Annotated in this window: 22 protein-coding genes, 1 pseudogene and 1 riboswitch; of the genes and pseudogenes, 9 read left to right on the top strand and 14 right to left on the bottom strand. The window is 65.9% G+C overall.

Annotated elements, in window-relative coordinates:
- The first annotated feature begins 5 nt into the window (after positions 1 to 5).
- Genes AC5RW2_RS10560 through pabB form a run of 3 tightly spaced genes read left to right on the top strand, consistent with a single transcriptional unit; the run spans position 6 to position 3,192 of the window.
- Complete coding sequence (locus AC5RW2_RS10560) at positions 6 to 626, top strand: LysE family transporter (protein ID WP_493962444.1); 621 nt, start codon at positions 6 to 8, stop codon at positions 624 to 626.
- Between the two features lie 24 nt (positions 627 to 650).
- Positions 651 to 1,148: a low molecular weight protein-tyrosine-phosphatase gene (locus AC5RW2_RS10555; RefSeq protein WP_493962445.1), complete on the top strand. Its 498-nt coding sequence runs from the start codon at positions 651 to 653 to the stop codon at positions 1,146 to 1,148.
- Positions 1,138 to 3,192 (top strand): aminodeoxychorismate synthase component I, encoded by a 2,055-nt coding sequence (gene pabB / locus AC5RW2_RS10550; RefSeq protein ID WP_493962446.1) that lies wholly within the window; start codon positions 1,138 to 1,140, stop codon positions 3,190 to 3,192. Before AC5RW2_RS10555 ends, pabB begins: the two co-directional genes overlap by 11 nt.
- 9 nt (positions 3,193 to 3,201) lie before the next feature.
- Here pabB and cls read toward each other — a convergent pair whose 3' ends face one another.
- Entirely contained in the window at positions 3,202 to 4,680 is a 1,479-nt protein-coding gene (gene cls / locus AC5RW2_RS10545; protein ID WP_493962447.1) for a cardiolipin synthase, read from the bottom strand.
- Between the two features lie 83 nt (positions 4,681 to 4,763).
- On the opposite strand from cls, the gene AC5RW2_RS10540 reads away from it, so the two are divergent.
- A complete protein-coding gene (locus AC5RW2_RS10540; RefSeq protein WP_493949239.1) occupies positions 4,764 to 5,636 on the top strand; it encodes an aminodeoxychorismate lyase in 873 nt (290 codons plus the stop codon).
- 82 nt (positions 5,637 to 5,718) lie between these two features.
- Here AC5RW2_RS10540 and AC5RW2_RS10535 read toward each other — a convergent pair whose 3' ends face one another.
- From AC5RW2_RS10535 to AC5RW2_RS10525, 3 genes are read right to left on the bottom strand one after another with little or no spacing between them, the layout of a single operon-like run.
- Positions 5,719 to 6,516: an energy-coupling factor transporter transmembrane component T family protein gene (locus AC5RW2_RS10535; RefSeq protein ID WP_493949238.1), complete on the bottom strand. Its 798-nt coding sequence runs from the start codon at positions 6,514 to 6,516 to the stop codon at positions 5,719 to 5,721.
- Positions 6,513 to 8,030: an ABC transporter ATP-binding protein gene (locus AC5RW2_RS10530; protein WP_493962448.1), complete on the bottom strand. Its 1,518-nt coding sequence runs from the start codon at positions 8,028 to 8,030 to the stop codon at positions 6,513 to 6,515. The genes AC5RW2_RS10535 and AC5RW2_RS10530 overlap by 4 nt, the downstream gene beginning before the upstream one ends.
- Before the next feature lie 8 nt (positions 8,031 to 8,038).
- Positions 8,039 to 8,659, bottom strand: coding sequence for an ECF transporter S component (locus tag AC5RW2_RS10525; protein ID WP_493949236.1), 621 nt, complete (start codon positions 8,657 to 8,659; stop codon positions 8,039 to 8,041).
- A 44-nt stretch (positions 8,660 to 8,703) separates the two neighbouring features.
- Positions 8,704 to 8,836: riboswitch (TPP riboswitch) on the bottom strand.
- 169 nt (positions 8,837 to 9,005) lie between these two features.
- Here AC5RW2_RS10525 and AC5RW2_RS10520 point away from each other — a divergent pair.
- Complete coding sequence (locus AC5RW2_RS10520) at positions 9,006 to 9,266, top strand: DUF4235 domain-containing protein (protein ID WP_493949235.1); 261 nt, start codon at positions 9,006 to 9,008, stop codon at positions 9,264 to 9,266.
- Between the two features lie 319 nt (positions 9,267 to 9,585).
- On the opposite strand, the pseudogene mnhG reads toward AC5RW2_RS10520, so the two are convergent.
- From mnhG to AC5RW2_RS10490, 6 genes and pseudogenes are all read right to left on the bottom strand, one after another.
- Positions 9,586 to 9,954, bottom strand: a pseudogene (gene mnhG, locus AC5RW2_RS10515) (monovalent cation/H(+) antiporter subunit G); the annotation flags it as partial.
- Entirely contained in the window at positions 9,932 to 10,201 is a 270-nt protein-coding gene (locus AC5RW2_RS10510) for an MrpF/PhaF family protein (RefSeq protein ID WP_493962798.1), read from the bottom strand. The gene AC5RW2_RS10510 and the pseudogene mnhG, both read right to left, overlap by 23 nt.
- A gap of 11 nt (positions 10,202 to 10,212) precedes the next feature.
- Positions 10,213 to 10,773 (bottom strand): Na+/H+ antiporter subunit E, encoded by a 561-nt coding sequence (locus AC5RW2_RS10505; protein ID WP_493962449.1) that lies wholly within the window; start codon positions 10,771 to 10,773, stop codon positions 10,213 to 10,215.
- Entirely contained in the window at positions 10,770 to 12,392 is a 1,623-nt protein-coding gene (locus tag AC5RW2_RS10500) for a Na+/H+ antiporter subunit D (protein WP_493962450.1), read from the bottom strand. Before AC5RW2_RS10500 ends, AC5RW2_RS10505 begins: the two co-directional genes overlap by 4 nt.
- Positions 12,389 to 12,862, bottom strand: coding sequence for a Na(+)/H(+) antiporter subunit C (locus AC5RW2_RS10495; RefSeq protein WP_493949232.1), 474 nt, complete (start codon positions 12,860 to 12,862; stop codon positions 12,389 to 12,391). Before AC5RW2_RS10495 ends, AC5RW2_RS10500 begins: the two co-directional genes overlap by 4 nt.
- A complete protein-coding gene (locus AC5RW2_RS10490) occupies positions 12,859 to 15,861 on the bottom strand; it encodes a Na+/H+ antiporter subunit A (protein WP_493962451.1) in 3,003 nt (1,000 codons plus the stop codon). Before AC5RW2_RS10490 ends, AC5RW2_RS10495 begins: the two co-directional genes overlap by 4 nt.
- A 218-nt stretch (positions 15,862 to 16,079) precedes the next feature.
- Between AC5RW2_RS10490 and AC5RW2_RS10485 the strand changes: the two genes are divergently transcribed.
- Positions 16,080 to 17,456 (top strand): MFS transporter, encoded by a 1,377-nt coding sequence (locus AC5RW2_RS10485; protein ID WP_493962452.1) that lies wholly within the window; start codon positions 16,080 to 16,082, stop codon positions 17,454 to 17,456.
- A gap of 98 nt (positions 17,457 to 17,554) precedes the next feature.
- Here AC5RW2_RS10485 and dcd read toward each other — a convergent pair whose 3' ends face one another.
- The 4 genes from dcd to AC5RW2_RS10465 form a co-directional block, all read right to left on the bottom strand.
- Positions 17,555 to 18,136: a dCTP deaminase gene (dcd, locus tag AC5RW2_RS10480; protein WP_127512972.1), complete on the bottom strand. Its 582-nt coding sequence runs from the start codon at positions 18,134 to 18,136 to the stop codon at positions 17,555 to 17,557.
- A 203-nt stretch (positions 18,137 to 18,339) separates the two neighbouring features.
- Complete coding sequence (gene kynA, locus AC5RW2_RS10475; protein WP_493962453.1) at positions 18,340 to 19,209, bottom strand: tryptophan 2,3-dioxygenase; 870 nt, start codon at positions 19,207 to 19,209, stop codon at positions 18,340 to 18,342.
- A gap of 80 nt (positions 19,210 to 19,289) precedes the next feature.
- Positions 19,290 to 19,907, bottom strand: coding sequence for a DinB family protein (locus AC5RW2_RS10470; protein WP_493949228.1), 618 nt, complete (start codon positions 19,905 to 19,907; stop codon positions 19,290 to 19,292).
- Positions 19,908 to 19,958: 51 nt separating this feature from the next.
- Entirely contained in the window at positions 19,959 to 20,774 is an 816-nt protein-coding gene (locus AC5RW2_RS10465; protein ID WP_493962454.1) for a DUF1684 domain-containing protein, read from the bottom strand.
- Positions 20,775 to 21,009: 235 nt separating this feature from the next.
- Between AC5RW2_RS10465 and AC5RW2_RS10460 the strand changes: the two genes are divergently transcribed.
- From AC5RW2_RS10460 to AC5RW2_RS10450, 3 genes are read left to right on the top strand one after another with little or no spacing between them, the layout of a single operon-like run.
- On the top strand, positions 21,010 to 22,329 hold the full coding sequence (locus AC5RW2_RS10460) for an extracellular solute-binding protein (RefSeq protein ID WP_493962455.1): 1,320 nt from the start codon (positions 21,010 to 21,012) through the stop codon (positions 22,327 to 22,329).
- Positions 22,326 to 23,303 (top strand): carbohydrate ABC transporter permease, encoded by a 978-nt coding sequence (locus AC5RW2_RS10455; protein WP_493962456.1) that lies wholly within the window; start codon positions 22,326 to 22,328, stop codon positions 23,301 to 23,303. The genes AC5RW2_RS10460 and AC5RW2_RS10455 overlap by 4 nt, the downstream gene beginning before the upstream one ends.
- The gene (locus AC5RW2_RS10450; RefSeq protein WP_493949224.1) at positions 23,303 to 24,145 is read left to right on the top strand and encodes a carbohydrate ABC transporter permease; all 843 of its coding nucleotides are present in this window, start codon (positions 23,303 to 23,305) and stop codon (positions 24,143 to 24,145) included. The genes AC5RW2_RS10455 and AC5RW2_RS10450 overlap by 1 nt, the downstream gene beginning before the upstream one ends.
- Position 24,146 lies beyond the last annotated feature (1 nt).

Below are 24,146 nucleotides of genomic sequence, written 5' to 3'. Positions count from 1 at the left end.
ATCTGGTGCAATTCTCCTTATGGCTGGCGCTGCTCGGCGCCACGGTAGTGATTAGCTTCACCCCGGGCGCCGGTGCCATCAACACCATGAGCAACTCGCTCAACGCCGGTTTCCACCGGTCCATCTGGGGCATCTTGGGCCAGCAGGCCGCCCTGGTGATCCACGTGGCAATTGTGGCGCTGGGCCTGGGCCTGCTGGTCTCCAACTCCCCGGCGCTGTTCGCCGCCATCAAGTATGCCGGTGCGGCCTACCTGGTTTACCTTGGCCTGCGCCAGTTCTTCGCCACGCCCCAGGGTGGCGCGGAGGTCGAAGCGGCGCGCCGCGACGAGCCGGCCTTCTCCATGTTCCAGCGCGGCGTATGGGTCAACCTGCTCAACCCCAAAGCGATCGTCTTCTTTCTGGCGTTCATGCCCGGATTCATCCGGCTGGACCAGCCGCAACTGCCGCAGTACCTGGTCATGATCGCCACCGTCATCGTGGTGGACATCCTGGTCATGTGGTTTTTCTTCGCCGCAGCTGCCAGGTCCTTCCAGCGGTTCACCCGGACGGTGCGCGGACTGACTGTGATGAACAGGGCCTTCGGTGTACTTTTCATGGCGGTCGGTCTGATGCTGGCTTTCCTGTAGCCGCCTTACTCATAGACTCGACACATGTACCGCATCATCGCTGTCTGCACCGGCAACATTTGCCGCTCGCCCATGGCCGAGCGGATGCTGGCCCGCGCCCTCAAGGAAGCCGGGCTGGGCGGCCAGGTCAGCGTTGACTCCGCGGGCACCACCGGTTGGGAGCTGGGGCGGCCGATCGACCAGCGGGCCGGCGAGCGTCTGGCGCAGTCCGGCCTTACCGCGCTGGACCACCGGGCCCGCCAGTTCGACATCTCGTGGTACGACGAACGCGACCTGATCCTGGCCCTGGACGTGGACCACTACGACCAACTGCGGAACGGCGCGCCGAACGATGCCGCCCGGGAGAAAGTCAGGCTGTGGCGCTCCTTCGACCCCGCCGTCAGCCACCTTGGTCCCTCGGCCCAGGGGATCTACGACCCGTGGTTCGGCGAGGCCGCCGATTTCGACGCGAGCTGGCAAATGATCGACGCCTCGCTGAAGGGAATCATCGAGTTCGTGCGCAGGGAACTCGATGCCCGTTAAGCCAATCCTGATTGCTGTCGACGGGCGCTCCGGATCCGGCAAGACCACGCTGGCGGTGGAACTGGCGGCGCTGCTGAGGATCCACCGCAGCGTCTCGCTGTTTCACCTGGAGGATATCTACCCGGGCTGGCACGGCTTGGCCGGCGGACAACAGCGCTACCTGGAAACCGTGCTGCGTCCTTTGGCAGCCGGTGAGTCCGGGCGCTGGATTGCGTGGGACTGGAACAAGGACGACGACGGTGCCTCCCGGATCACGGAACCCGCCGACGTCGTGGTCCTGGAGGGAGTCGGGGCTGCGCACGCCGCGGCCCGCGGCCTGCTCGACGCCGTGGTGTGGCTGCAGGCTCCGTCCGTTGACCGGTGGACCAGGGCATTGGCCCGCGACGGTGCAACGTATGAACCGTTTTGGGACATGTGGGCGGACCAGGAGGAGGCCTGGCTGGCCGGCGACAACGTGGCTGCCGCCGCGGACATCGTTGTCGAAACCGGCTTCGCCGGCGCCGCCCCGGAGCAGGTCCTGGCGGCATTGGCTTCGCTGCCCGCGCTTGAACATGCTTTGGCCCCCGAGCGGACGGCGCGCGAGGGCGTCCGGCTGGTGGCCGAACGCGTGGATGCCTATCCGGATGCCGAGGCGGCCTACCGCCGCTTGTACGCCGGCTCGGACCGCAGTGTCTGGCTGGACAGTTCCAACGTCCACGAAGCCGCCGACCGGAACCGGATCAGCATTATGGCCGACGACGGCGGCAGCTTCGGTCAATGGGCCGAGCACCGGAACGGCACTACGCTGGTGCGCCAGCGCAACACCACCGCGCGGATCAGCGGTGGGTTCTTCCGCTGGCTGGACAGCACCTGGCGACACCGCCCGGCCACCGCGCCCGGGGACGTACCCGGCAGTTTCGCGTTGGGTTGGCTGGGCTATCTGGGCTACGAGCTCAAACGTGAAACCGGCGGCAAGGACACCGGCCCCGGGGTGCCGGAGAACTTGCCGGACCACGACCACGGCGCCGTGCCGGATGCCGCGCTGCTGTTCGCCGGCCGCGCCGTCCTGCTGGACCATGTCCGGCAGTGCACGTGGTTGCTGGCCCTGGCCGGGCCGTCCCAGCTGGCCGAAGCAACTGATTGGATTGCCGAAACTGCAGCAGTCCTCGGCAGCCTGCCACCGGCTACCGACCCATCTCCTGACCCGGCAGGGCCGGCCGCCGCCCCGGTTTTCCAGTCCCGTGACTCACGCGAGGCCTACCTGGCCAAGATCCGCGCAGCCCAAGCCGAAATCAGCGAGGGCAATACCTACGAAGTGTGCCTGACCACCCACTTGCACGCCACCGCAGAAGAACCGCTGGATCCGCTCAACACCTACCTGCTCCTCCGCCGTCGCAATCCTGCGCCTTTTGCCAGCCTCTTGCGATTCGGGACACTCACAGTGGCCAGCACCTCACCCGAGCGGTTCCTCAGCATTGCTGCCGACGGCGGCCTGCGGGCCGAACCGATCAAAGGCACCCGGCGCCGCCTGCCGGATCCCGACGCCGATGCGGCAGTTGTCCAGGAACTGGCCGGCAGCGTCAAAGACCGGGCCGAAAACATCATGATCGTGGACTTGCTGCGGAACGACCTGAGCCACTTTGCCGTACCGGGTTCGCTGCGGGTCAGCCGGCTGTGCGCCATCGAGTCCTACGCCACCGTGCACCAGATGGTCTCCACCATCGACGCGCAGCTGTTGCCCGGCGCTGTCCGGGCCGAAGCCGTAGCGGCAGCCTTTCCGGCCGGCTCGATGACCGGCGCGCCGAAGATCAGCACCATGGACATCCTGGACCGGCTGGAGACCGGACCGCGCGGCGTCTACTCCGGCGCCGTGGGCTACTTTTCGCTGGACGGGGCCGCGGACCTGTCCGTGGTGATCCGGACGCTGGTGATGAACGGCAACCGGCTCAGCCTGGGCGTCGGAGGGGCGATCACGGCAGACTCCGTGCCCGACGACGAGTGGGACGAGGTGCGGGCCAAGGCCTTCGGCGTGCTCTCGGCGCTGGGGGCGGTGTTCCCTGACTAGCGCACCCGGCTACTGCAGCGTGGCGGTCAGCCGGGCCACGTTGTCCACGTAGCGCTGCCAGCGCGGTCGCTGCCTCCACTCCTCCAGGGTGAGCTCCTTGGAGATCACCCGATAGCTGTCCTGGATATCGGACAGCTCCTCCACGATGTGGTCGCCGAGCATCATCACGGAAACCTCCATGTTCAGCGAGAAGGAGCGCATATCCATGTTGCTGGAACCGATAACGGCCACTTCGTTGTCCACCGTGAAGTGCTTGGCGTGCAGCACCAGCGGTTTGGGGTAACGGTAAATTCGCACACCGGCCTCCAGTAAGGCCTGGTAATAGGACTGCTGTGCATGGTGGACCAACGCTTGGTCGCCGAGCTCCGATACGAAGAGCTCCACTTCAACCCCGCGCTGCGCCGCCGTCGTAATGGCATAGAGCAGCGAATCATCAGGCACGAAGTACGGACTGCAGATGGACAGCCGCTCCACTGCCGCATAGATCAGCGTGTTGAACAGGCGCAGGTTGTTCTCGGTGGCAAAGCCCGGGCCGCTGGGCAGGGCCTGGCAGGTCATCGGACCGGGCTCGCGGGATGGAACCGGAGTGAAGAGCTGGGTTTCGAGGATGTCGTCGGTTTCGCTCAACCAGTCGGTGGCGAACACCACGTTCAGTGCGGTAACGATGGGCCCTTCGTAGCGCGCCATCAGTTCCACCCACTTGCGACCGATCTTTTCGCTGGAGGTCCGCCGGTAGCCGGGCTCGATCAGGTTCTGCGATCCGGTGAAGGCCACCCGCCCGTCCACCACCAGGATCTTGCGGTGGTTGCGCAGATCGATCCGGCGCCACTGGCCGCGGACCGGCAGCACCGGCAGCGAACGGCGCCAGTCAATCTGGGTGGTGTCCAGCCAACGGCGGAACTTGCGGTAGCCGGTCACGCGGAGGGCTCCGATGTGATCGAACAACAAGCGCACCCGGACGCCACGGGCTGCGGCTTCTTCCAGCGCGGCAAAGAGTTCGCCGGTGGTCGCGTCCCTGCTCATGATGTAGAACTCGATGTTCACGAATTCGCGGGCCTCGCGCACGGCCTCGGTCATAGCGGCAATCGAGGCATCGTAGTCCGGGTACAGCTCCACATGGTTGCTGTCCACGATGGGGAAGGCACCGAGCCGCCGGTTCAGCTCGGCCGCCGAATGCACCCAGGCCGGTGCGTCCCGCTTGCTGCGGGGCTCCTCCAGGTCATGGGTGGCGGCCCAGACACGGCGGTTGATCTCCGCTTGCTTGGCGATGCGGCGTTCCGAGAGCCGGTAGCTGCCGAACATGAAGAACAGCAAGAGGCCGATAAGCGGGATGAAGAAAATGGCGAGCAGCCACGCCATGGCGGTGTTGGGCCGGCGGTTGCCGGGAATCACGCCCAAGGCGATGATGCGGATGGCCATGTCGATCACGCCGAGAATGGCGACAACCCAGTCGGGGAATGTGCCCAGTCCCGCAAACGACCACAGCACGCGGCTGCTCCTCCCCTCCCGCCGTGCGCCGGCGCAATCCTCCCTAGCCTACCCGGCGGCCAGCGACAAACTAAGCTGGGCATATGACAGTTCTGGTGTTCTTGGACCCCGCCTACGAGGCTGGCCGCATCGCAGACGCTTCACAGCCCCAGCTCATGGCAACCGATCTCGGTGCGACCCGCGGCGACGGCATTTTCGAGTCCCTGCTGGCGGTGAACGGCATTCCGCGCAAGGTACAGGCGCATCTGGACCGGCTGGCAACGTCCGCCCAAACCATGGATTTGCAGCTGCCGCCCGCAGACGCCTGGGAGCGTGCCATCAAGACGGCGATCGCGGAGCACCCGCCGGTCGAGGAGCTGGTCATCAAACTACTGGTGACCCGCGGCGTGGAAGGCGCCACCGCACCCACCGCCTGGGTCCAGGCCTCGCTGCCGCCGTCGGCTGGACAGCGCCAGCGCACCGACGGGATATCGGTGTTGCTGCTGGACCGCGGCTATGACAGCTCGCTGGCCGAACGAGCCCCGTGGTTGCTGATGGGCGCCAAGACGCTCTCCTATGCGGTCAACATGGCGGCGCTGCGCTACGCCCGCAAGAACGACGCCGACGACGTCATCTTCACGTCCAGCGATGGCCGCGTCCTCGAAGGACCGACCTCCACCGTGCTGATGGCTCGGGTGCGCGAGGGCGTTCGGACTTTGGTCACGCCGCTTTTGGAAAGCGGCATCCTGCCGGGCACGTCCCAGGCGGTGCTGTTCAAGGCGGCAGCCGCAGCCGGTTGGCAGCTAGGCTACGGCCCGCTGGAACCGGACGACCTCTACGAGGCCGATGCCGTCTGGCTTGTCTCCAGCATCCGGCTGCTGGCACCGGTGAAGAGCATCGACGGCAAGGAGATCCCGATGTCGCCGGAGCTGACGGAGGAACTCACCGCGCTGCTGGCCGAAGGCAGCCGGGAGTAGCTGCCGCGTCCTCCCGACGCCGTCCGGCCCAGGGCCCGGCTCAGGGCCCGGGGCGCGGGGCCCGAAGCCCGGGGCGCCAGGCTCAGATGAAGATGAAGTTCCAGGTGCCGGCGGCTACTGCCGCCGCGGCCGCTGCGCCAGCGATCAGTACGCCGCCCAGCAGCACCCAAACGTCCACCGTGCTGTAGCTGGACTCACGCGCCCAGGTCCGCTGACCCGCGCCGAATCCGCGCGCTTCCATGGCAACCGCCAGCCGCGTGGCCCGTCGGATGGCCTGCACAATCAGCCCGAACGCCTGGCCCAGGAACGCACCGGCCTTGGCCAGCGGCCGGTTCTCCGCCCCGACCCCTCGGGCGCGGCGGGCCAGACCCAGAGTGTGCCATTCCTCCACCAACAGCCCGACCAACCGCATGGCGGCCAGCGCCCCCAAAACGAACCGGTGCGGCAGCTTGAGCTTCTGCGCCAGCGCGTCGGCCAGGTCGGTCGGGTCGGTGGTCAACAGCAGGAAAATGCCCGGCAGGGCGACGGCGAGCGAACGCAGGCCAATGGCGACTCCGCCAGCCACCGAGTCTTCGGTGAACACCACCGGCCCGAGCTGGAACAGCACGGCTCCGGTCTTCTCCGCCAACAATGCGGTGGCCCAGGCCCCGGTCGCCGCCGCCGCCAGCAAGGGCCAGCCGCGCTTGAACAGCAGCCACGGGTTCACCCCCAGCACGGGCATCAGCAGCAGCTCGGCCGCCAGCACCACCGACGCGCTGACCCAGTCCACGCTGAGCATGACCACCACGGTGATGACGGCGGCAGCAGCCAGCTTGGACACCGGGTTGGCTCGGCTGAACGGCGACGCGGTCAGCCGAGGAGTCATCAGGTCCGCGCTCATGCTGCCCTCCGAAGCGTCTGCGCCGGTTGGACTGCGCCGCCGTCCACGCGCACAGCCGTACCGCCAAGCGCCGCGGTGAAGTCGGCGTCGTGCGTCACGGACACCACGCTCTTGCCGGCGGCCACCAACTCGGCCAGCAGCGTGACCAGTTCAGCCCAGGTGTTGGCGTCCTGCCCGAAAGTCGGCTCGTCCAGCATCAGGATGTCCGGACTCGTGGCCAGCATGGTGGCCACCGAGAGCCGGCGCTTCTCGCCGCCGGAGAGGGTAAACGGGTTGGCCCGCAGCAGCCGGGTCAGGCGGAGCCGTTCGGCAATGTTGTCCACCAGCTGCCGGACCTCCGCCTCGGGCAGCTTCGCCACCCGCCGCGGACCGAACTCCAGTTCGTCGGCCACCGTGCTGGTCAGGAACTGATGTTCCGGTTCTTGGAACACGCTGCCAATCCGGGCCACCAGCTGGGCGGACTTCCATTTCACCGGGGACTGCGCCGCGCCCCGGTGCAATGCCGGGGTCGCGGACAGCTTCCCCCCGGCGGGCGCCAGCAGGCCGCCCAGCGTGAGAGCCAGCGTCGACTTGCCGGCGCCGTTCGGTCCGGTGATGCTCAGCGCTTGTCCGCTGAGCAGGTCCAAGTCCACGCCCCGCAGCACCGGCCCGGTCTTCCGGCTCCGGGCCGCGTCCAATCGCACCGCCTGCAACAAGGGTCCGCCGGGAACCGGAGCCGCGGGCAGCTGAAGCCGCGGCGTATGTCCGGGAACCCAAACACCCGCCTCCACCAGCCGGGCGCGGGTGGCGCTTTCGGCCAGCACCTTGTCCGGCGGGCCGTCTGCCAACACGCCGCCTCCGGCCGCCAGCACGATCACCCGGTCCACCACGTCCGCCCAGACGGCCACGCGGTGTTCCACCACCACCAAAGTGGCACCGGTCCGGTCCAGCACCCGGGCCACGGCGTCGCGCACTTCGTGCACGCCCTCGGGGTCCAGGTTCGCGGTCGGCTCGTCCAGCAGCAGCAGCCCCGGCCGCATGGCCAGGACCGATGCCAGCGCCAGCCGCTGTTTCTGCCCGCCCGACAGGGCTGCGGTGGGATGGTCCAGCGGCACCTCCAGTCCGACGTCGGCCAGCGATTCGCGGACCCGGTCCCAGATCTGTGCGCGCGGGACGGAGAGGTTCTCCGCCCCGAAGGCTACCTCGTCGCCCACCCGCGCCAGCACCAGCTGGCTTTCCGGGTCCTGCAACACCAGCCCGGCCCGGCCGCGGGCTTCCGAGGGACGCAGCCCGGCCACGGTGAGCCGCCCGGCTTCCTCGCCTTCCCCGTCGTCGCCGAGCACGCCCGCCATCGCGTGCAGCAGCGTGGACTTCCCGGCGCCGGAGGCACCCAGCAACAGCACCCGTTCACCGGGTGCAATGCTGAAGCTGGCCCCGCTGACCGCCGGATCCTTGCGGCCGGCATGCCGCCAGCCCCACCCCTCGGCGAGGACCGGCGCCGGGCCGGACACCGCCGTCGTACTCTGGAGTCGCATGGAACGGCTCAGACGTCTGCCGCGCGGCCCGCCGCGAAGGAGGACAGCACGCCTGTCCTCGCCAGGCCCTTGACTGCCAGCCAAGGCAGCAACCCGGCGATCACCACGCCGGACACCGCGGCGAAGCCCACGTAGGCCAGCTGCCATTCGGGCGCCCAGAGCATGTTGTAGAGGATGTTCTCGCTGATCGACAGCGCCAGGCCGGCGCCGAGTCCGGCCAGCATCGCCACCAGCAGGTTGAATTTCCGGTAGAGGAAGAGCAGGAAGACGACTTCGGCGCCCAGGCCCTGGATCAGGCCGGAAACCAGCACGCTCATGCCGAAGCTGGTGCCCAGCAGGCCGGAGACGATGGCGGCCAGCATCTCGCAGTAGATCGCGGCGCCGGGCTTGCGGATGATCAGCCCGCCCAGCACGCCGGCCATGAGCCATCCGCCGGTGTAGAGGCCCGCGGAGGGCGGGAACGCCACGGTGAGGCCCTCGATCAGCGGCCAAGCCGCGGACCAGGCCCAGAAGATGACGCCGACGGCCACGGCAATCACCGAGGCGACGACGATGTCCACCACCCGCCAGCCATAGCGCGGCGTGCGCGAGGGACTGGGCGTGGTGGGTGCATTCGAAACGGTACTCACTTCAATCCTCCTGGGTGCAGGAGGGGAGGGCGGTCCAAGCGGCGCGCCCCGAGAACTCGACTCCCTTCGCCGGTACTAACCGGAGCAGGTTCGAGGGTCTGCGGTCTCTCCGCACTCTCAGCGTCCCTCCCGTGTCCGGCGTGTGCCGGTCGGTCGGACGCTCCCCTGTCGTTATAGGTGCTGTCTAGCAGCAGCAACCAGTCTACACTCGCCCGGCTGGCGGACCCATTCGGCCACTACCCGCCGGAAAATGCACGACGACGGCGGGATGGGCGGGTGCCGGGCAGTAGGCTGGGAGCGGCAGAGCTGATGACACGGGGACGCGGCGCCCCGGAAAGGAGCAGGCATGACCGTTATATTGAGGCTCTTAGGCACCCTGGTGAGCGTCGGTGCCGGATTGGCAGCCACCCGCATCTTGGGCTTCGTGTGGAAGAAGGTCACCGGCAACGATGCACCCCAGGCCGACGATGACCTGGAGAACAGCCTGCGGTCTGCCGTGATTTTCGCGGTGGTCTCCGGCACGGTGGGCCGGGTGGTCCAGGTACTGCTCAAGCGGGCCACCGCCAAGGCAGTGCGGCACTACGAAAAGACCCCGGAAATCGTCTAGAGCGCATTCGGGAAACGCTGGCGGGGACGGGGCTGCAGCCTCGTCCCCGCCAGCTCTCCTGGACCTGGTGCGGAACCAGACCTTGTGCGGAACCAGACCTTCTGGGGCACTAGGCCTTGTGCGACCCGGTGGAGTCCTGGTCGTTCCGGACTGGACCAGCCGCCGTCGCCGCACTCTGCCTGTCACCGACCCCGGGGTCCGTGCCGCCCGTAGCAGCAGCGCCGTCCGCAGCGTCGGCGGGCTCGGCCGCAGCGGCGTCCACCTCGGCCGCGTCGGTCCCAGCGGCGTCCACCGCTGCGGCGTCGAACTCCACTTCCGGCTCTTCTTCGGCTGCCGCTTCCACCACCGCGTCGAGGTCGTCCACGCTGAGGATTTCCCTCCGCAAGTGTTTGGTGCGGTATCCGGCGCGGCCCACCATGTGTGCCGAGACCGGCACGGTGAGCAGCTGGAACAGCCACGCGATGAGCAACACGGGCACCGCCGCCCAGCTGCCCAGCTGAAGTCCCAAACCCGTCAGCAGCAGCAGCAAGCCGAACACCTGCGGTTTCGTGGCAGCGTGCATCCGCGAAAGCAGGTCCGGGAACCGCAGCAGGCCGATGCCGGCGGCCAAGGACATCACCGAGCCGGTGATCAAGCAGGCGGCAGTGGCAAGGTCGAGGATCAGGTCAGTGTTCACGGGGCCGCCCATCGGTGACGAATCGGGCCACGGCCACGGAACCGATGAAGCCGACCAGGCAGATCACCACGACCAGCGTCAGACTGTTCATGTGGCCGCCGATCGCCATATCCACGATCAGTCCGGCGCAGACAACCGCCAGCAGCACGTCTATGGCCAGCAGCCGGTCCAACAGCGACGGCCCGCGGACCAGGCGGACCAGCGCCAGCACCGCGGCCAGGGCCAGAATGACCATGACGACGATTTGGGCAAGCGACATGATTTCCACGTTTACGCTGCTCCTCTTCTGCCGGCACCTTCAGCTTTGACCAGTTCCAGTTCTTCCTTGGTCCCCATCATCCGGATCAGGCCCGCCTCGATCTTTCGCACCTCGGCCTGAAAGTCTTCGGCGGCTTCCTTGGTGGCCACGTCGATCACGTGTAGGTAGAGCGTGGATGTGGACCGGTCCACATCCACCACGAAGCTTCCTGGGATCAGCGAGATGGCGTGCCCTGTGGCCGTCACCAGCAGGTCCGAGTGGCTTCGCAAGCGCACCGCCACCACGGCGTTGCGCAGCCTCGGTCCGGCCGTCAGGGCCAGCCAGAGCACTTCGAAGCTCGCCACCGCCACCTTCCACACGAAGGTCGCGGCGAAGATCACCGCTGCCAGTGGATTGAAACGCCCGCTCAGTTCGACCGGCGGCAGGTAGAACAGGTTCACGATGAGCAGCGCGATCAGCAAACCGAAGATCAGGTTGCCAGCGCTAAAATCCTGCCACAAAGCGCCCCAGAGGAAGACCAGCCAGGCCAGCAGCGGCAGCTCGACCCAGATGGAGATGCGCGGTTTCCTCATTGGCCACCACCCTGCATGGCGCCGTCGCCCAGGACCGCCTCGATATACGGCGTGCGCTGCAGCATCTCCCGTGCCGCCTGGTCGCTCAGTTCGAAGAGCGGGCCGGCGAATACGGTCAGGGCTAGGCCCATTGCCACCAGCCCGATCGTCGGCCAGACCATCGGCATGGGCAGCAGCTGAACGATGCCGCGCCCGGTGAACCGCCCGTGCGGATGCTCCTCCACGTGCCGGGTGGTCCGTACCGCCGACCCGTCGGGCTTGGTTGCCACCAAGACCGGATCCGGGTGCTCGGCATCTTCCGGACGCCGCCAGAACACGCGGTTCCAGACCCGGGCCAAAGCAAGCAGCGTCAGCAGCGATGTGATCATGCTGCCCGCCACCAGCACCCAGGCGATCGGAGTGCCCAGGTCCACGCCTCCCTGCACCAAGCCGATCTTGCCCAGGAAACCGGAGAACGGCGGGATCCCGGCAAGGTTCATGGCCGGGACAAAGAACAAGATGGCCAGCAACGGAGACAGCTTGGCCAGGCCGCCGAGCCGGTCCATGTTGGTGGTGCCGCCGCGGCGTTCAATCAGGCCGGCCACCAGGAACAGGCTAGTCTGCACGGTGATGTGGTGCGCCACGTAGTAGACCGCGGCCCCCAGGCCCACCACCGAGGACATCGCCAAACCGAACACCATGTAGCCGATGTGGCTCACCAGCGTGAAGGAGAGCATGCGCTTGATGTCGATCTGGGCCACGGCACCCAGGATGCCGACCAGCATGGTCAGCACGGCCACCACCATCAGGAACGTGTTCAGGCGGTCGCCCGGGAACAGCAGCGTCTCGGTGCGGATCAGGGCATAGACGCCGACCTTGGTCAGCAGGCCGGCGAACACCGCGGTAACCGGCGCCGGCGCCGTCGGGTAGGAGTCGGGCAACCAGAAGGACAACGGGAAGACCGCCGCCTTGATCCCGAAGGCCACCAGCAGCATGAGGTGCAGCGTCATCTGCGTCGACGGTTCCAGTTCGCCAAGCTTGATCGCCAGGTCCGCCATGTTGATCGTTCCGGTCGCCGCGTAGATCATCGCGATGGACACTAGGAACAGCATCGAGGAGATAACGCTGACGACGACGTACGTCACCCCTGCGCGGATGCGCGGGCTGGTGCCTCCCAAGGTCATCAGCACGTAGCTGGCCGTGAGCAGCATTTCGAAGCCCACATAGAGGTTGAACAGATCGCCGGTCAGGAACGCGTTGGACACACCGGCCACCAGGATCAGGTAGGTCGGGTGGAAGATCGAAACCGGACCTTCTTCGTCGCTGTCCGTCATGCCCTGGCCGGAGGCATACAGCAGCACCGCCAGGCTGACCGCGGAAGAGACCACCAGCATCAGTGCGGAAAGCTCATCGACCACCATGGTGATGCCGAACGGCGGGATCCAGCCGCCGATATTCACGGCCTGGGCACCGTTGGCCCAGGCCGAGGCCAGCATGACGACCTCCAGTGCCAGCGTCACGGTCAGCGTGATGGCACCGGTCCGGCGCTGGGCGTTTGGATGGCGGATCAGGACGAACGCCAAGGCAGCGCCCAGCAGCGGCAGGACTACTGCCAGCGGCGCGATCAGTGCGGCGTTCACTTCTCCCTCTCCGTCCGGGCCCTGTTGGTTGCAGGTGTTTCCTCCGCCTCGTCCGGCGGGACGAACTCGGTGGTTTCGGCCGGGATCTCGGCGTCGTCTTCCGCATCGAAGGTCGGCTGGTTTGCCACGCGGCGGTCTTCGATATCGTCCTGGACCTCGTCCTGCCGTCCCAGCACCCAGGAGCGGTAAATGATGGCCAGCATGAACGCCGTGACCGCAAAGGAGATAACAATGGACGTGAGGATCAAGGCCTGGGGCAGCGGATCGCTGTAGGCCTCGGCGGGAACGTCAATGCCGAAGATCGGCGCCAGTCCCGCGGGCCCGCCGGTGCTGAGCAGCAGCAGGTTGGCGCCGTTGGTGATCAGCATCAGGCCGAGCATCACCCGGGTCAGGCTACGTTCCAGGATCAGGTAGACGCCCACCGCGAACAGCACGCCCATCACCAGCAGCAGTGTCAGGTTGACCGTCATGAGGACACCTCCTCCTCGATCGTTGCCGGCGCGTGGAGTTCCGACGTCTTTCGGCTGCGGGAAGTACGCTCTTCGGTTCGTTCGTCGATTTCGGAGCCGAAGCTGCGCAGCACGTCCAGCACCAACCCGACCACCACCAGATAGACGCCGATATCAAAAATCGTCGAGGTGACGAACTTGTGGTCACCGAAAATCGGCAGGCTGAACTCGATGATGGCGCTTTGGAAGACCTGGCCGCCCAGGAAGATCGGGACGACGGCTGTCAGGGACGCGGCGGCAAGCCCCAAGCCCAGCAGCAGCCCCGCACTGACCGGGGTCGCTTCCGCCAATTCGACGCGCCCACCGGCCAGATAGCGGATGGTCAGTGCAATGCCCGCCAGCAGCCCGCCGGCGAAACCTCCGCCGGGCAGGTTGTGGCCGGCCAGCAGCAGGTAGACGGAGAAGATCATCACGGAGTGGAAGAGCAGCCGGGTGATCACCTCGAAGATGATGGACCGGCGTTCCGGCGCCAGCGTCCGGCCGGCAACGAGCCAGGCATCGCGCGGCACCACGGCGAACTTGCGGGCGGTCGCCAGTGCCGCCGCCTCGCGGTCCGAGTGCGCCACCATTTCGTAGCCGCGGCCCACCGAGCCGCTGGCAACGGCGTCAACGGACAGCGGGCGCTTGTCTCCGCGGCCGCGGATAAAGATCAGGCTGGCCACACCGGTAGCTGCCAGAGCCAGCACGGAAATCTCCCCGAATGTGTCCCACGCCCGGATGTCCACCAGGATGACGTTGACGATGTTCCTGCCGCCGCCGTCCTCGTAGGCCAACTTCGGCAGGGCAAGTGACACCGGATCTGCCGTACGTGCCGCCATCGCGGTCATCGCAATCACGATCATGGTCAGGCCAAATGCCGCACCGATGATGGCGCGCAGCAGTTTGAAACGCCCGGGTGTGCGCAGCCATAGCCGCGCCGGCAGGGAACGCAGCGCCAGCACAATGGCCACCAGGGAGATCGTTTCCACCAGCAATTGGGTCAAGGCCAGATCCGGAGCACCCTGGATGGCAAAGATAAAGGCCAGTCCGTAGCCGGTCACCGAGACCATCAGCACCGCCATGAAGCGCTTGTTCGCGCGGATGGCACCGAGCGCTCCGGCCGCCACGATCAGCCCTGCGATGGCCTGCGCCGGCGTATCGAACCAGACCAGGCTTTCCGGCAGCGGGGCATCCATCAGCACGACGGCGGTGAGTGGCGTCACGATGGCCACGATCAAGATCACGCACAGGTAGAAGACCAACGAACCGCGCTGGGTGCGGCCGGTGACCCAGATGGCCACCTCGTCCAGCACGTTGATGATGCCGCGGTAGATCCGGTCTGCCTCGGGCATGAAATGGATCTTCGCCTGGAAGGCGGCTACCGGCGTGCGCAGCATGAACAAAGCTGCGCCGGCGGCAAGGGTGATTGCTGTCAGGCCCAGCGCCGGCGTCAATCCGTGCCAGAGCGCCAGATGCGTGGCGACCGTATCCAACGGGAAAAGTCCTGCATACGGCGCGACGGCCTCTTCTACCGGCACCGGCCAGAGCCCGAAGAGCACGGTGGCCACGGCCAGAATGGCCGGCGCGGCCAGGAAGGCCCACGGAACGGGTTTGAACTCGATGGCCTCCAGTCCTGGCTTGGCCGCGAATCCGCCCCAGATAAACCGGGCACTATAGGCGAAGGTCAGGATTGAGCCAATCACAATGCCCGCCAGCAGCAGACCGCCCACCCAGCCGGACGCCTCCTCACGGTGGACGAAGGCTTCGTAGACCGACTCTTTGGCAACGAAACCCAACAACGGAGGTAGGCCGGCCATCGAGGCGGTGCCGATCAAGGCGACCACAAAGAGCTTCGGAGCTTGGCGGTACAGATGCGACAGTTCGCGGATATCACGCGTTCCGGACTGGTGGTCAATGATGCCCACCACCAGGAACAGCGTCGCCTTGAAGAAGCCGTGGGCCAGCAACATACCCATGCCGGCCAAGGCAGCTTCCTGGGAGCCCAGTCCGAACACGAGAGTCAGGAAACCCAACTGGCTGACCGTGCCGTAGGCCAGGATCAGCTTCAGGTCGTGCTGGCGCAGGGCCTGCCAGCCTCCCACCAGCATGGTCAGCAGCCCGAGTCCCAGCACCACAGGGTGCCAGTACTCGGTGCCGGAGAATCCGGGAGCCAGCAAGGCCACCAAGTAGATGCCGGCCTTGACCATGGCCGCGGCGTGCAGGTAGGCGCTGACCGGCGTCGGCGCGGCCATCGCCGCCGGGAGCCAGAAGTGGAAGGGCACCAAGGCCGACTTGCTGATTGCGCCAACAAGCACCAGCAGGATGGCTATATCGATGATCTGGCCGTGGGCAAGGAGCGAATCGGCGTTGGCGAGGATCTCGGACGTCCGGTAGGTGCCGGCGGTCTGGCCGATCATCAGGATGCCGACCAGCATCGCCAGGCCGCCCAAGGTGGTGACGATCAATGCCTGCAGCGCCGACCTACGCGCCGACAGCCGGTGCCTGGCGTACCCGATCAGCAGGTAGGAGAGAACGCTGGTCAGTTCCCAGAAGATGTACATCAGGATCAGGTCGTCAGCGGTGACCAGGCCGAACATGGCGCCGCTGAAGGCCAGCAACTGTGCACCGAAAGGACCGATGTCAGGATCGTCGGCCTTGAAATAGCGGGCGCAGTAGAACAGCACCAGGGCCCCGACACCGAGAATAAGGATGCAGAGCACCGCGGCCAGGGTGTCCATCCGGAAGGCCAGCTCCAGCTGCAGGCCCGGCACCCAGGCGAAGACTTCCGACGGCGGAGCGTTGGGAGCGCCGTCAAGAGCTTTCTGGTTCGCGTTGGTGTAGTTGCCGAACGTGGCAATCAGCCAGACGAAACCGGCGGCAGGAACCGCAGCCAGAATGTAGAAGGTTGACCGGCCGAGTTTCCGGAAAATCAGAGGCGCTACAAAGGCCACCGCAAAAAGCATGGTGAGCACAATCAGCACGAGGATACTCCGGAACTTCCTTCAGGTTTGGCAAGGATTAGGCGGACAGGGCGATGCTCCATTCTACCCATGGCATAAACGGTTCCGCCCCCGCGGGGCGTGATCTCCAGCCGCCCGGCCTCCCCCGCCTGGCCGTCGGACTCACTGTTAGGCAAAGATTCACGGGGCTCGCGGCGCTGCTCAAAGTTCGCAGCGGGCGAAACGGATAGCATCGCGGTATGACTGACTCGGTGGGCATACCGGCAACCCAAGAAGCTGGCGGTGCGGCAGCAGAACGGCTGAACAAGAAGCACGTCTTGGCTTGGGCATCCTGGGACTGGGGCTCGGCCGCTTTTAACGCCGTGATGACAACGTTTGTCTTTACCGTCTATCTGACCAGCGATGCATTCGGCGGCGAGGCGTTCGCCTCGGAAATCCTCGGCTACGGACTGGCCATAGCCGGACTCGCCATCGCGCTGCTGGCGCCGGTTACCGGTCAGCGTTCGGACACCGGCGGCCGCCGCAAACTTTGGCTTGGCGTCAACAGTGTGGCGGTGGCCGTGCTGACCGGCCTCTGCTTCTTCGTCTTCCCATCGCCGGGGTTCCTCTTCCTCGGCGTGGCGCTGATCGCCCTGGCCAACGTGTTTTTCGAGTTCGCGAACGTGAACTACTACGCGATGCTCACGCAGATCTCCACCCCGTCGACGATCGGCAAAGTCAGCGGCTTCGGCTGGGCGATGGGCTATGTTGGCGGGGTCGTGGCGTTGTCCCTGGTACTCGTCGGGTTCGTCTTGCCGGAAACCGGTTGGTTCGGGGCCACCGCGGACAACGGGCTGAACATCCGCCTGGTGGCGGTGTTCTGCGCCGTCTGGTTCATGGTCTTCGCGCTGCCGGTGCTGTTTGCCGTTCCGGAGATCCCTCGGCAGCCGGCGGCCGCGTCGTTGGGTTTCTTCGCTTCCTACGGGCTGCTCTTCCGCCGCATCAAGGCAATCTTCCGCTCCAGCCCGCACACGATTTTCTTCCTGATTGCCAGTGCCATTTTCCGCGATGGGCTCGCCGCGGTGTTTACCTTCGGCGGGGTGATCGCCGCCGGCACCTTCGGCTTCTCGCTCAGCCAGGTGATCGTCTTCGCCATCGCCGGCAATGTCGTGGCGGCGCTCGGTGCCGTCTGCGGCGGGGTGCTGGACGACCGGGTCGGCCCGAAGAACGTCATCGTCTGGGCATTGTCCGGACTGATCGTCGCGGCGGCCGCCATCTTCGTGCTGGGCGCCGGCGACCATGTGTTCTTCGGCAACACCTGGACCGGCGATACCACTTTCTGGGTGTTTGGCCTGCTGCTGTGCCTGTTCGTCGGACCGGCCCAATCGTCGTCGCGCGCCTATCTGGCCCGGCTCGCGCCGCGCGGCGAGGAAGGCGAGTTCTTCGGCCTCTACGCCACCACCGGCCGGGCCGTCAGCTTCCTGGCGCCGTCGCTGTTCGCACTGTTTATCACCGTCTTCGGCGAACAGCGCTACGGCATCCTGGGCATCCTGGTAGTGCTGCTGGCCGGCCTGCTGCTGCTGCTCCCGGTCAAAACGCCGGCAAAGATCCAGCGGGCCACCACTCCCGCGGCCTGAGTCCCGCAGGCTCAGCCCGCCGGGCTCAGTCCGCCGGGCTGGGTCCGGGATGGTTTCCGAAGGCCCTGGCTGCGCCGCCGCGCACGCAGCCTGCCGGATCAGCGTTCGATGACCGTGCGGTGGAAGTTCTGGTAGCTGCGCGACGCGGTGGGGCCGCGCTGGCCCTGGTAGCGGTTGCCGTATTCGCCGGAACCGTACGGATGCTCTGCCGGCGACGACAGCCGGAAGAAGCACAACTGGCCGATCTTGGAGCCCGGCCAGAGCTTGATCGGCAGCGTCGCCATGTTGGAGAGCTCAAGCGTCACGTGTCCGGAAAAACCGGGATCGATGAAACCTGCCGTCGAGTGGGTCAGCAGGCCGAGCCGTCCCAGCGAGGACTTGCCCTCCAGCCGGGCGGCGATGTCGTCGGGCAGTGTCACCGTCTCGTACGTGGATCCGAGGACAAATTCGCCCGGATGCAGGATGAGCGGCTCCTCCGGGTCCACCTCCACCAGCCGGGTGAGCTCAGGCTGCTCCAGTTGCGGGTCGATGTGTGCGTACTTGTGGTTGTCGAACAGCCGGAAGAACCGGTCAAGCCGCACGTCCACGCTCGAGGGCTGGATCATGTCCGGCTGGAACGGATCAAGAATGATGCGTTCGGAGTCCACTTCGGCACGAATATCACGGTCGGAGATCAGCACACTCTAAAAATACACGGGACCAGGCCCCTCCCCTGCCGCATGACGCCGACGTCAGCTTGCGGCTTCCGTGCTTCACCCCTGTCCCCAACCGCCTCAGGGTGCGACCATGGAATCAGTCGGGCCGCACAACCTGCGTTGACGGCCATCAGGCCGCTGCCGGCGGGGGAACGAACGGCCTCCGCCGGCAGCCCTCCCGGGTCGCCTTATTCGACTGGCCCAGCCTGGCCGATCTCCGTGCGCACCGCGTAGAGCTCGGGGAAGAACGTGAGCTCCAGCGCCCGGCGGAGGAAGCCAACGCCGGAGGACCCGCCGGTGCCGCGCTTCATGCCGATGGTCCGCTCCACTGTTTTCAGGTGCCGGAAGCGCCAGAGCTGGAAGTTGTCTTCCAGATCCACCAATTCCTCGCAGGCCTCGTAGACGTCCCAGTTTTGCCCGGCGTGCTCGTAGACGGAGGTGAAGGTCTCCACCAGTTCCGGGTTGAAGACGTGCGCCTCGGTCACGTCCCGGTCCAGTAATTCCGCCGGGACCGGGTAGCCGTGCCGGTGCAGATAAGCCAAGAACTCGTCGTACACGCTGCTCTGATTGAGCAGTTCCGTGAGCAAGGCTTGCGCGGCCGGATCATTCGCGAAGACGTCCAGCATGCCCTTGTTCTTGTTGCCCAGCATGAACTCCACGGCACGGTACTGATAGGACTGAAAGCCCGAAGACGATCCCAGCGACCCGCGGAACTCCGCGTATTCGGACGGCGTGAGGGTTGCCAGCACCGACCATTGCTCGGTCAGCGAGCGCTGGATGTGCTTGATCCGCGCGATGCCCTTCATCGCGAAGCGCAAGTCGTCGTCGCGCAGTTTCTGCCGTACCGTGCGCAACTCATGCAACACAAGCTTCAGCCACAGCTCGGAGGTCTGGTGCTGGATGATGAACAGAAGTTCGTCGTGGTGCTCCGGACGGCTCACCGGGTGCTGGGCAGAGAGCAACTGGTCCAGGGACAGGTAGGAGCCATAGCTCATCTTGTCCGAAAAATCGGTCTCGATATTGTCTTCGAGCCGGCGCGTGTTCTTGTCTACGGTCATAGCGGCTTCCGTCGGTTCCCCTGCATCCTCGCAGGACTGCTACCAGCCTACGGCCCCCGCCACGCTCCCGCCCGCAGGACTCATCCGCGGACCGACGAGTCCCACCGCCACTTCTGTCCGCGGGTTTCGGAGGTCCTGCCGCTGGCCCTCAACAGGTCCTGCCAGATATCGCCGGTCCGCTCCGCCGTCGGGAAAATCCGGTCCATCGTCCGCCCGATCACCCCGTCGTCCGGACGGTAGTCGATCCCCTGGGCAGCGAGGATATCGAAGCCGTGCAGCACGGCTTCGGCCACACCCATGGCAGCAAAACCGGACGCGTCCGAGATTCCCGCCGGATGGTAGCCCAGGTGCCCTGCCGGCGCAGTGGCGGTGACGGCATACAGCAGGCCGGCCGCGGCATCGAAGCAGCTGACGATTCCGGCAGTCCCCGTCGCCGGATCGGGCCACAACAAGATGTCCGGCCCGCCTGACCGCCAAGCCGGCGGATCCACCAGCACCACGTAGTCGTCCTGCGGCGGTTGGCGACCGGACAGCTGCATCGCGTAGAACGCGAAATCGTCCATGATGTGGGCGGCAGTCTCGCGACAGTCCCACGCCAGCTCAAGCGCCGGCTTGCCCCAGGCATCGTCCGGCAATTCAGCGAAGCGGCCGGCCAGGTCGTCTGTGATGATGCGGAAGTCGTCCGCTGTCGGTCCCATTCGACGATCCTCCCCCAGACCGGCTTTCGGCGCCATCGTTCGGCCGAGAAGTCAGCGCGCCCGGCGTTCACCGGCTTCCACCGGGGCTGCTATGACGTTGCCGTCAACCGGCATCGGGCAGGTGCCGAAGTCGGTGAAAGCGCTGGGAAAATTCGTGGCACGGTTAAAATCGATCAGCACGGTTCCGTCAGGCCCGGGACGGCGTGTGGCGACGGAACGCCAACCCGCCGTGGTGTCGCCGTTGGTGGCGTCATGGAAGTTCAGCGACAACGCACCCAGTTTCTCCGGTTCGGCCATCAGGGTGTACCCGGAGCCGTCGAGCTCGAAACTGACCGTGCCCACCGCGGTGATGGCGCCTGGAACGTCTGGGTTCGATGTGGCGATGGGGAGGGTCCGCGGTTGGTCGAATTCATTGAACCGGCCGGTAACCACCAGGTCCGGGTTGTAGTCGAAGACCGGAACGGCCTTGAAGTCTGCGTGTACCGGTGAGTCATTGTCCCGCGTCCGGACCGCATAGCGGTCGCCACGGGCGGCGAGTTCGACGGCGATGCTGCCGCGGCGCACCCACAGCAGCGATTCCTCATTGCCCAACGTGGCTGTGAAAGTCCCGACCGCCGGCTCGCCGGTTTCCATGAAGTACAAGCCGTCGTCGGCGTTGGCTGTCAGTGTGGCATGTCCCCCGGCGGAGGCGGGTCCGTTGGCACTCCACAGGCCCGTGATCTGGTCCAACGGTGTCGGCTCGGCGGGAAGCCACTGTAGCGAGGTCAGCGTCAGCCAGCCGTGATCGACGGCCAACGCCTGGTTCCGGTTATCCCGGAAGCGCAGCCAGCTTTCCCGCCGCCGGGCGTTTTCAGTTGAATTTCCCACGTGAATTCCCCATGCTCGCCTTTCCCTCACGCTGCGCCCGCAGATGCCGGACGGTATGCGGCACAACGCCCCATGCTGCTCGCCGTATTCCCACCGCCGGCCGGGCCCGCGCCCGCGCGAACCATGGCGCATTTGCCTGCAGGATAATACGCTCTACTTCTACGAGGCTGCGTGGCACCTTCAAGCGACAGAAGCCGGGCAGCCGGAGCGTCAACCAGAACGTGGAGGCTAGCCGATGCCCAGAGACGGAGACCGGCCGCGCAACCGGCGTGCTACAGCCCGAATCGGAGCAGCCGTAGTGCTGGCGCTCGGAGCGACGCTGCTGGCCGGTTGCGGCGCTGACGAGGGACCTCCCACCCTGACCTGGTACATCAACCCGGACGCCGGCGGCCAGGCAGCGATTGCCGAAAAGTGTACCCAGGCTGCCGGCGGCGAGTACCGGATCGAGACCTCGTTGTTGCCCAATGACGCCGCATCGCAGCGGGAGCAGCTGGCCCGGCGGCTGGCGGCCGGCGACTCGTCACTGGACATTATGAGCCTTGATCCACCGTTCATCCCCGAACTGGCGGAGCCGGGATTCCTGGCTCCTGTCCCGGAGACGGTCGCGCAGCGCACCACGCAGAACGTGGTGGAGGGGGCTCTCACCGGGGCCACTTGGAAAGACAAACTCGTAGCCGTTCCGTTCTGGGCCAACACTCAACTGCTCTGGTACCGAAAGTCGGTGGCCGAGGCGGCGGGACTGGACATGACGAAACCGGTCACCTGGCAACAACTGATCGAGGCCGCTTCCAAGGAAGACAAGTTCCTGGGCGTGCAGGGCCAGCGCGGCGAATCCATGACCGTCTGGCTGAATGCCTTGGTCGAATCGGCCGGTGGCCACATTCTGGAGAACCCCGAGGCTAAGGCCGACCAGATTCAGCTGGGTCTGGCCAGCAAGGCCGGCGAGGAAGCCGCCCAGGTCATCTCCACCATCGGCAAGGACGGCCTGGGCGGGCCCGGGCTGCCAACCCAGGACGAGAACAATTCGATGATCCTGTTCCAAGGCGACAAAGGCTCGTTTATGGTCAACTGGCCGTTCGTCTGGCCGGCGACCAACGCCGCGGTGGAGGATGGCTCCCTGGATCCATCGCTGACCAAGGACATCGGTTGGGCGCTCTACCCGCGGATGACGGAAGGCGAGCAATCTGCGCCGCCGCTCGGCGGCATCAATCTGGGCGTTGGGGCGGCCAGCAAACACCCCGATCTAGCCTACGCCGCCATCGAGTGCATCGTCTCCCCGGAGAACCAGGCTGAGTACTTCATTACCAACGGCAACCCGCCCTCGAACACTGAGGCTTATGACGATCCGCGGATCAAGGAAGCCTTCCCGATGGCCGACACCATTCGCGAATCCTTGGAACTGGCGGCGCCGCGTCCGCAGACGGTCTTTTACAACGAGGTTTCCACCAGCCTGCAGCAGAATTTCGCCCCGCCGGATCTGGTGGATCCCGCCATCACGCCACAGGAGACATCGGACTTCATTGTTTCCGTCCTACGGGGGGAGAACCTGCTGTGAGCACCACGACCGAAACGCCCACTCTCCCGAGCGGCGAAACCGGGCGGGCCAGCAAGCGCCGCGCCGTCCAGCAGTTCAGTGAGCGTGCCAAAGCGGAGCGCCGGTTGGGCTGGTGGCTGGCGGGCCCGGCCTTCGTCATCATGCTGGCCGTCACCGCCTACCCGATCCTGCAGGCAGTGTTCGACTCGCTGTTCAGCTTCCGGCTCACCGCCCCTGACGAGCGCGCATTCGTCGGGCTGGGCAACTACGGCGTGGTCCTGACGGACGTGGTCTGGTGGCGGGACCTCGGGGTGACGCTGCTGATCATGGTGGTGACCGTCGTCGTGGAACTCATTCTGGGTTTCGCACTGGCGCTGGTGATGCACAAGGCGCTCAAGGCAGTGCGAGGCTGGCTGCGAACCGCCATCTTGGTCCCCTACGGGATCATCACCGTGGTCTCCGCGTTTGCTTGGTTTTACATGTTCGATATCAACTCCGGCTTCGTGAACACCTGGTTTAACTGGGTGCCGGGAATCAGTCCTGACCTCAACTGGTTCGCGGGGACGTGGACGTCGTTGGCAGTGATCATGGCCAGCGAAATCTGGAAGACCACCCCGTTCATTTCGCTGCTGCTGCTGGCGGGCCTGGCGCAGGTGCCCGATGAGCTCACCGAAGCCGCGGAAGTGGACGGCGCCACGTGGTGGCAGCGGATGCGCCGGGTGATCCTGCCGAACATGAAGGCTGCGATCATGGTGGCCGTGCTGTTCCGGGCGCTCGATGCGTTCCGAATATTCGACAACGTTTTCATCATGACCAACGGCGCGTTCAACACCGAGGTGCTCTCGCTCCTCGCCTACCGGACATCCATTGGGCGCTTGGAAATCGGCCTCGGCTCCGCGGTGTCCGTGCTGTTGTTCGTCTGCGTGCTGCTGATTTGTTTCATCGCCATCAAGCTGTTCAAAGTGGACCTTGCCGGCCAGAGAGGAGGTAGGTGATGAGAGCATCACGGACCAAGGAGCGGGTTACCTGGATTATTATTTCCGTCCTGGTGCTGCTCTACGCACTGTTCCCGGTGGCGTCCATCATGGCCACCTCGTTCAAGCTGCCCAGTGACCTGACCACGGGCAAGTTCCTGCCCACCACCTGGACCGGAACCAACTATGAACAAATCCTGGTCGGCACAGCGCAGGAATTGTTCCTGAGCTCCTTGTGGAACTCCATCGGCATCGCGCTGATCGCAACATTCATCGCCGTCGTCCTGGCCACGCTCTGCGCCTACGCCATTGCCCGGCTGGACTTCCCGGGCAAAAAGGTCATCCTCACCACCGCGCTGGCAGTCTCCATCTTCCCGGTGATCTCGATCGTCACCCCTCTGTTCAACCTGTGGCGGAACATCGGCCTGTACGACACCTGGCCGGGCTTGATCATCCCCTACCTGTCGCTGACCCTGCCCATCTCCATCTGGACGCTGGCGGCCTTCTTCCGCCAGATCCCTTGGGAACTGGAACAGGCCGCGCAGGTGGACGGGGCCACCACGTGGCAAGCGTTCCGCAAGGCGATCGTGCCGCTGGCCGCCCCGGGGGTCTTCACGACGGCGATCATCGCCTTCTTCATCGCCTGGAACGACTTCGTCTACGGCATCTCGCTGACCTCCACCGAGGCCGCACGGACAGTCCCTGCTGCGCTGGCCTTTTTCACCGGCGCTTCCCAGTTCGAGTCCCCGGTCGGCGCGATCTCCGCGGCCGCCATCATCGTCACCATTCCCATTGTGCTGCTGGTCCTGTTGTTCCAGCGCCAAATCGTCTCCGGCCTGACCCAAGGCGCCGTCAAGGGCTAGG

This window comes from Arthrobacter sp. B0316-1-20, from assembly GCF_059091865.1.
The sequence above is the reverse complement of the archived record's forward strand: the minus strand, read 5'-3'. Positions and strand labels throughout refer to the sequence as shown.

Coding starts and splice junctions, on each gene's coding strand:
- AC5RW2_RS10555 (WP_493962445.1), top strand. CDS start 651: ATGTACCGCATCATCGCTGTCTGCACCGGCAACATTTGCCGCTCGCCC.
- pabB (WP_493962446.1), top strand. CDS start 1,138: ATGCCCGTTAAGCCAATCCTGATTGCTGTCGACGGGCGCTCCGGATCC.
- AC5RW2_RS10540 (WP_493949239.1), top strand. CDS start 4,764: ATGACAGTTCTGGTGTTCTTGGACCCCGCCTACGAGGCTGGCCGCATC.
- AC5RW2_RS10535 (WP_493949238.1), bottom strand. CDS start 6,516: ATGAGCGCGGACCTGATGACTCCTCGGCTGACCGCGTCGCCGTTCAGC.
- AC5RW2_RS10530 (WP_493962448.1), bottom strand. CDS start 8,030: ATGCGACTCCAGAGTACGACGGCGGTGTCCGGCCCGGCGCCGGTCCTC.
- AC5RW2_RS10520 (WP_493949235.1), top strand. CDS start 9,006: ATGACCGTTATATTGAGGCTCTTAGGCACCCTGGTGAGCGTCGGTGCC.
- AC5RW2_RS10510 (WP_493962798.1), bottom strand. CDS start 10,201: ATGTCGCTTGCCCAAATCGTCGTCATGGTCATTCTGGCCCTGGCCGCG.
- AC5RW2_RS10505 (WP_493962449.1), bottom strand. CDS start 10,773: ATGAGGAAACCGCGCATCTCCATCTGGGTCGAGCTGCCGCTGCTGGCC.
- AC5RW2_RS10495 (WP_493949232.1), bottom strand. CDS start 12,862: ATGACGGTCAACCTGACACTGCTGCTGGTGATGGGCGTGCTGTTCGCG.
- AC5RW2_RS10485 (WP_493962452.1), top strand. CDS start 16,080: ATGACTGACTCGGTGGGCATACCGGCAACCCAAGAAGCTGGCGGTGCG.
- kynA (WP_493962453.1), bottom strand. CDS start 19,209: ATGACCGTAGACAAGAACACGCGCCGGCTCGAAGACAATATCGAGACC.
- AC5RW2_RS10470 (WP_493949228.1), bottom strand. CDS start 19,907: ATGGGACCGACAGCGGACGACTTCCGCATCATCACAGACGACCTGGCC.
- AC5RW2_RS10460 (WP_493962455.1), top strand. CDS start 21,010: ATGCCCAGAGACGGAGACCGGCCGCGCAACCGGCGTGCTACAGCCCGA.
- AC5RW2_RS10450 (WP_493949224.1), top strand. CDS start 23,303: ATGAGAGCATCACGGACCAAGGAGCGGGTTACCTGGATTATTATTTCC.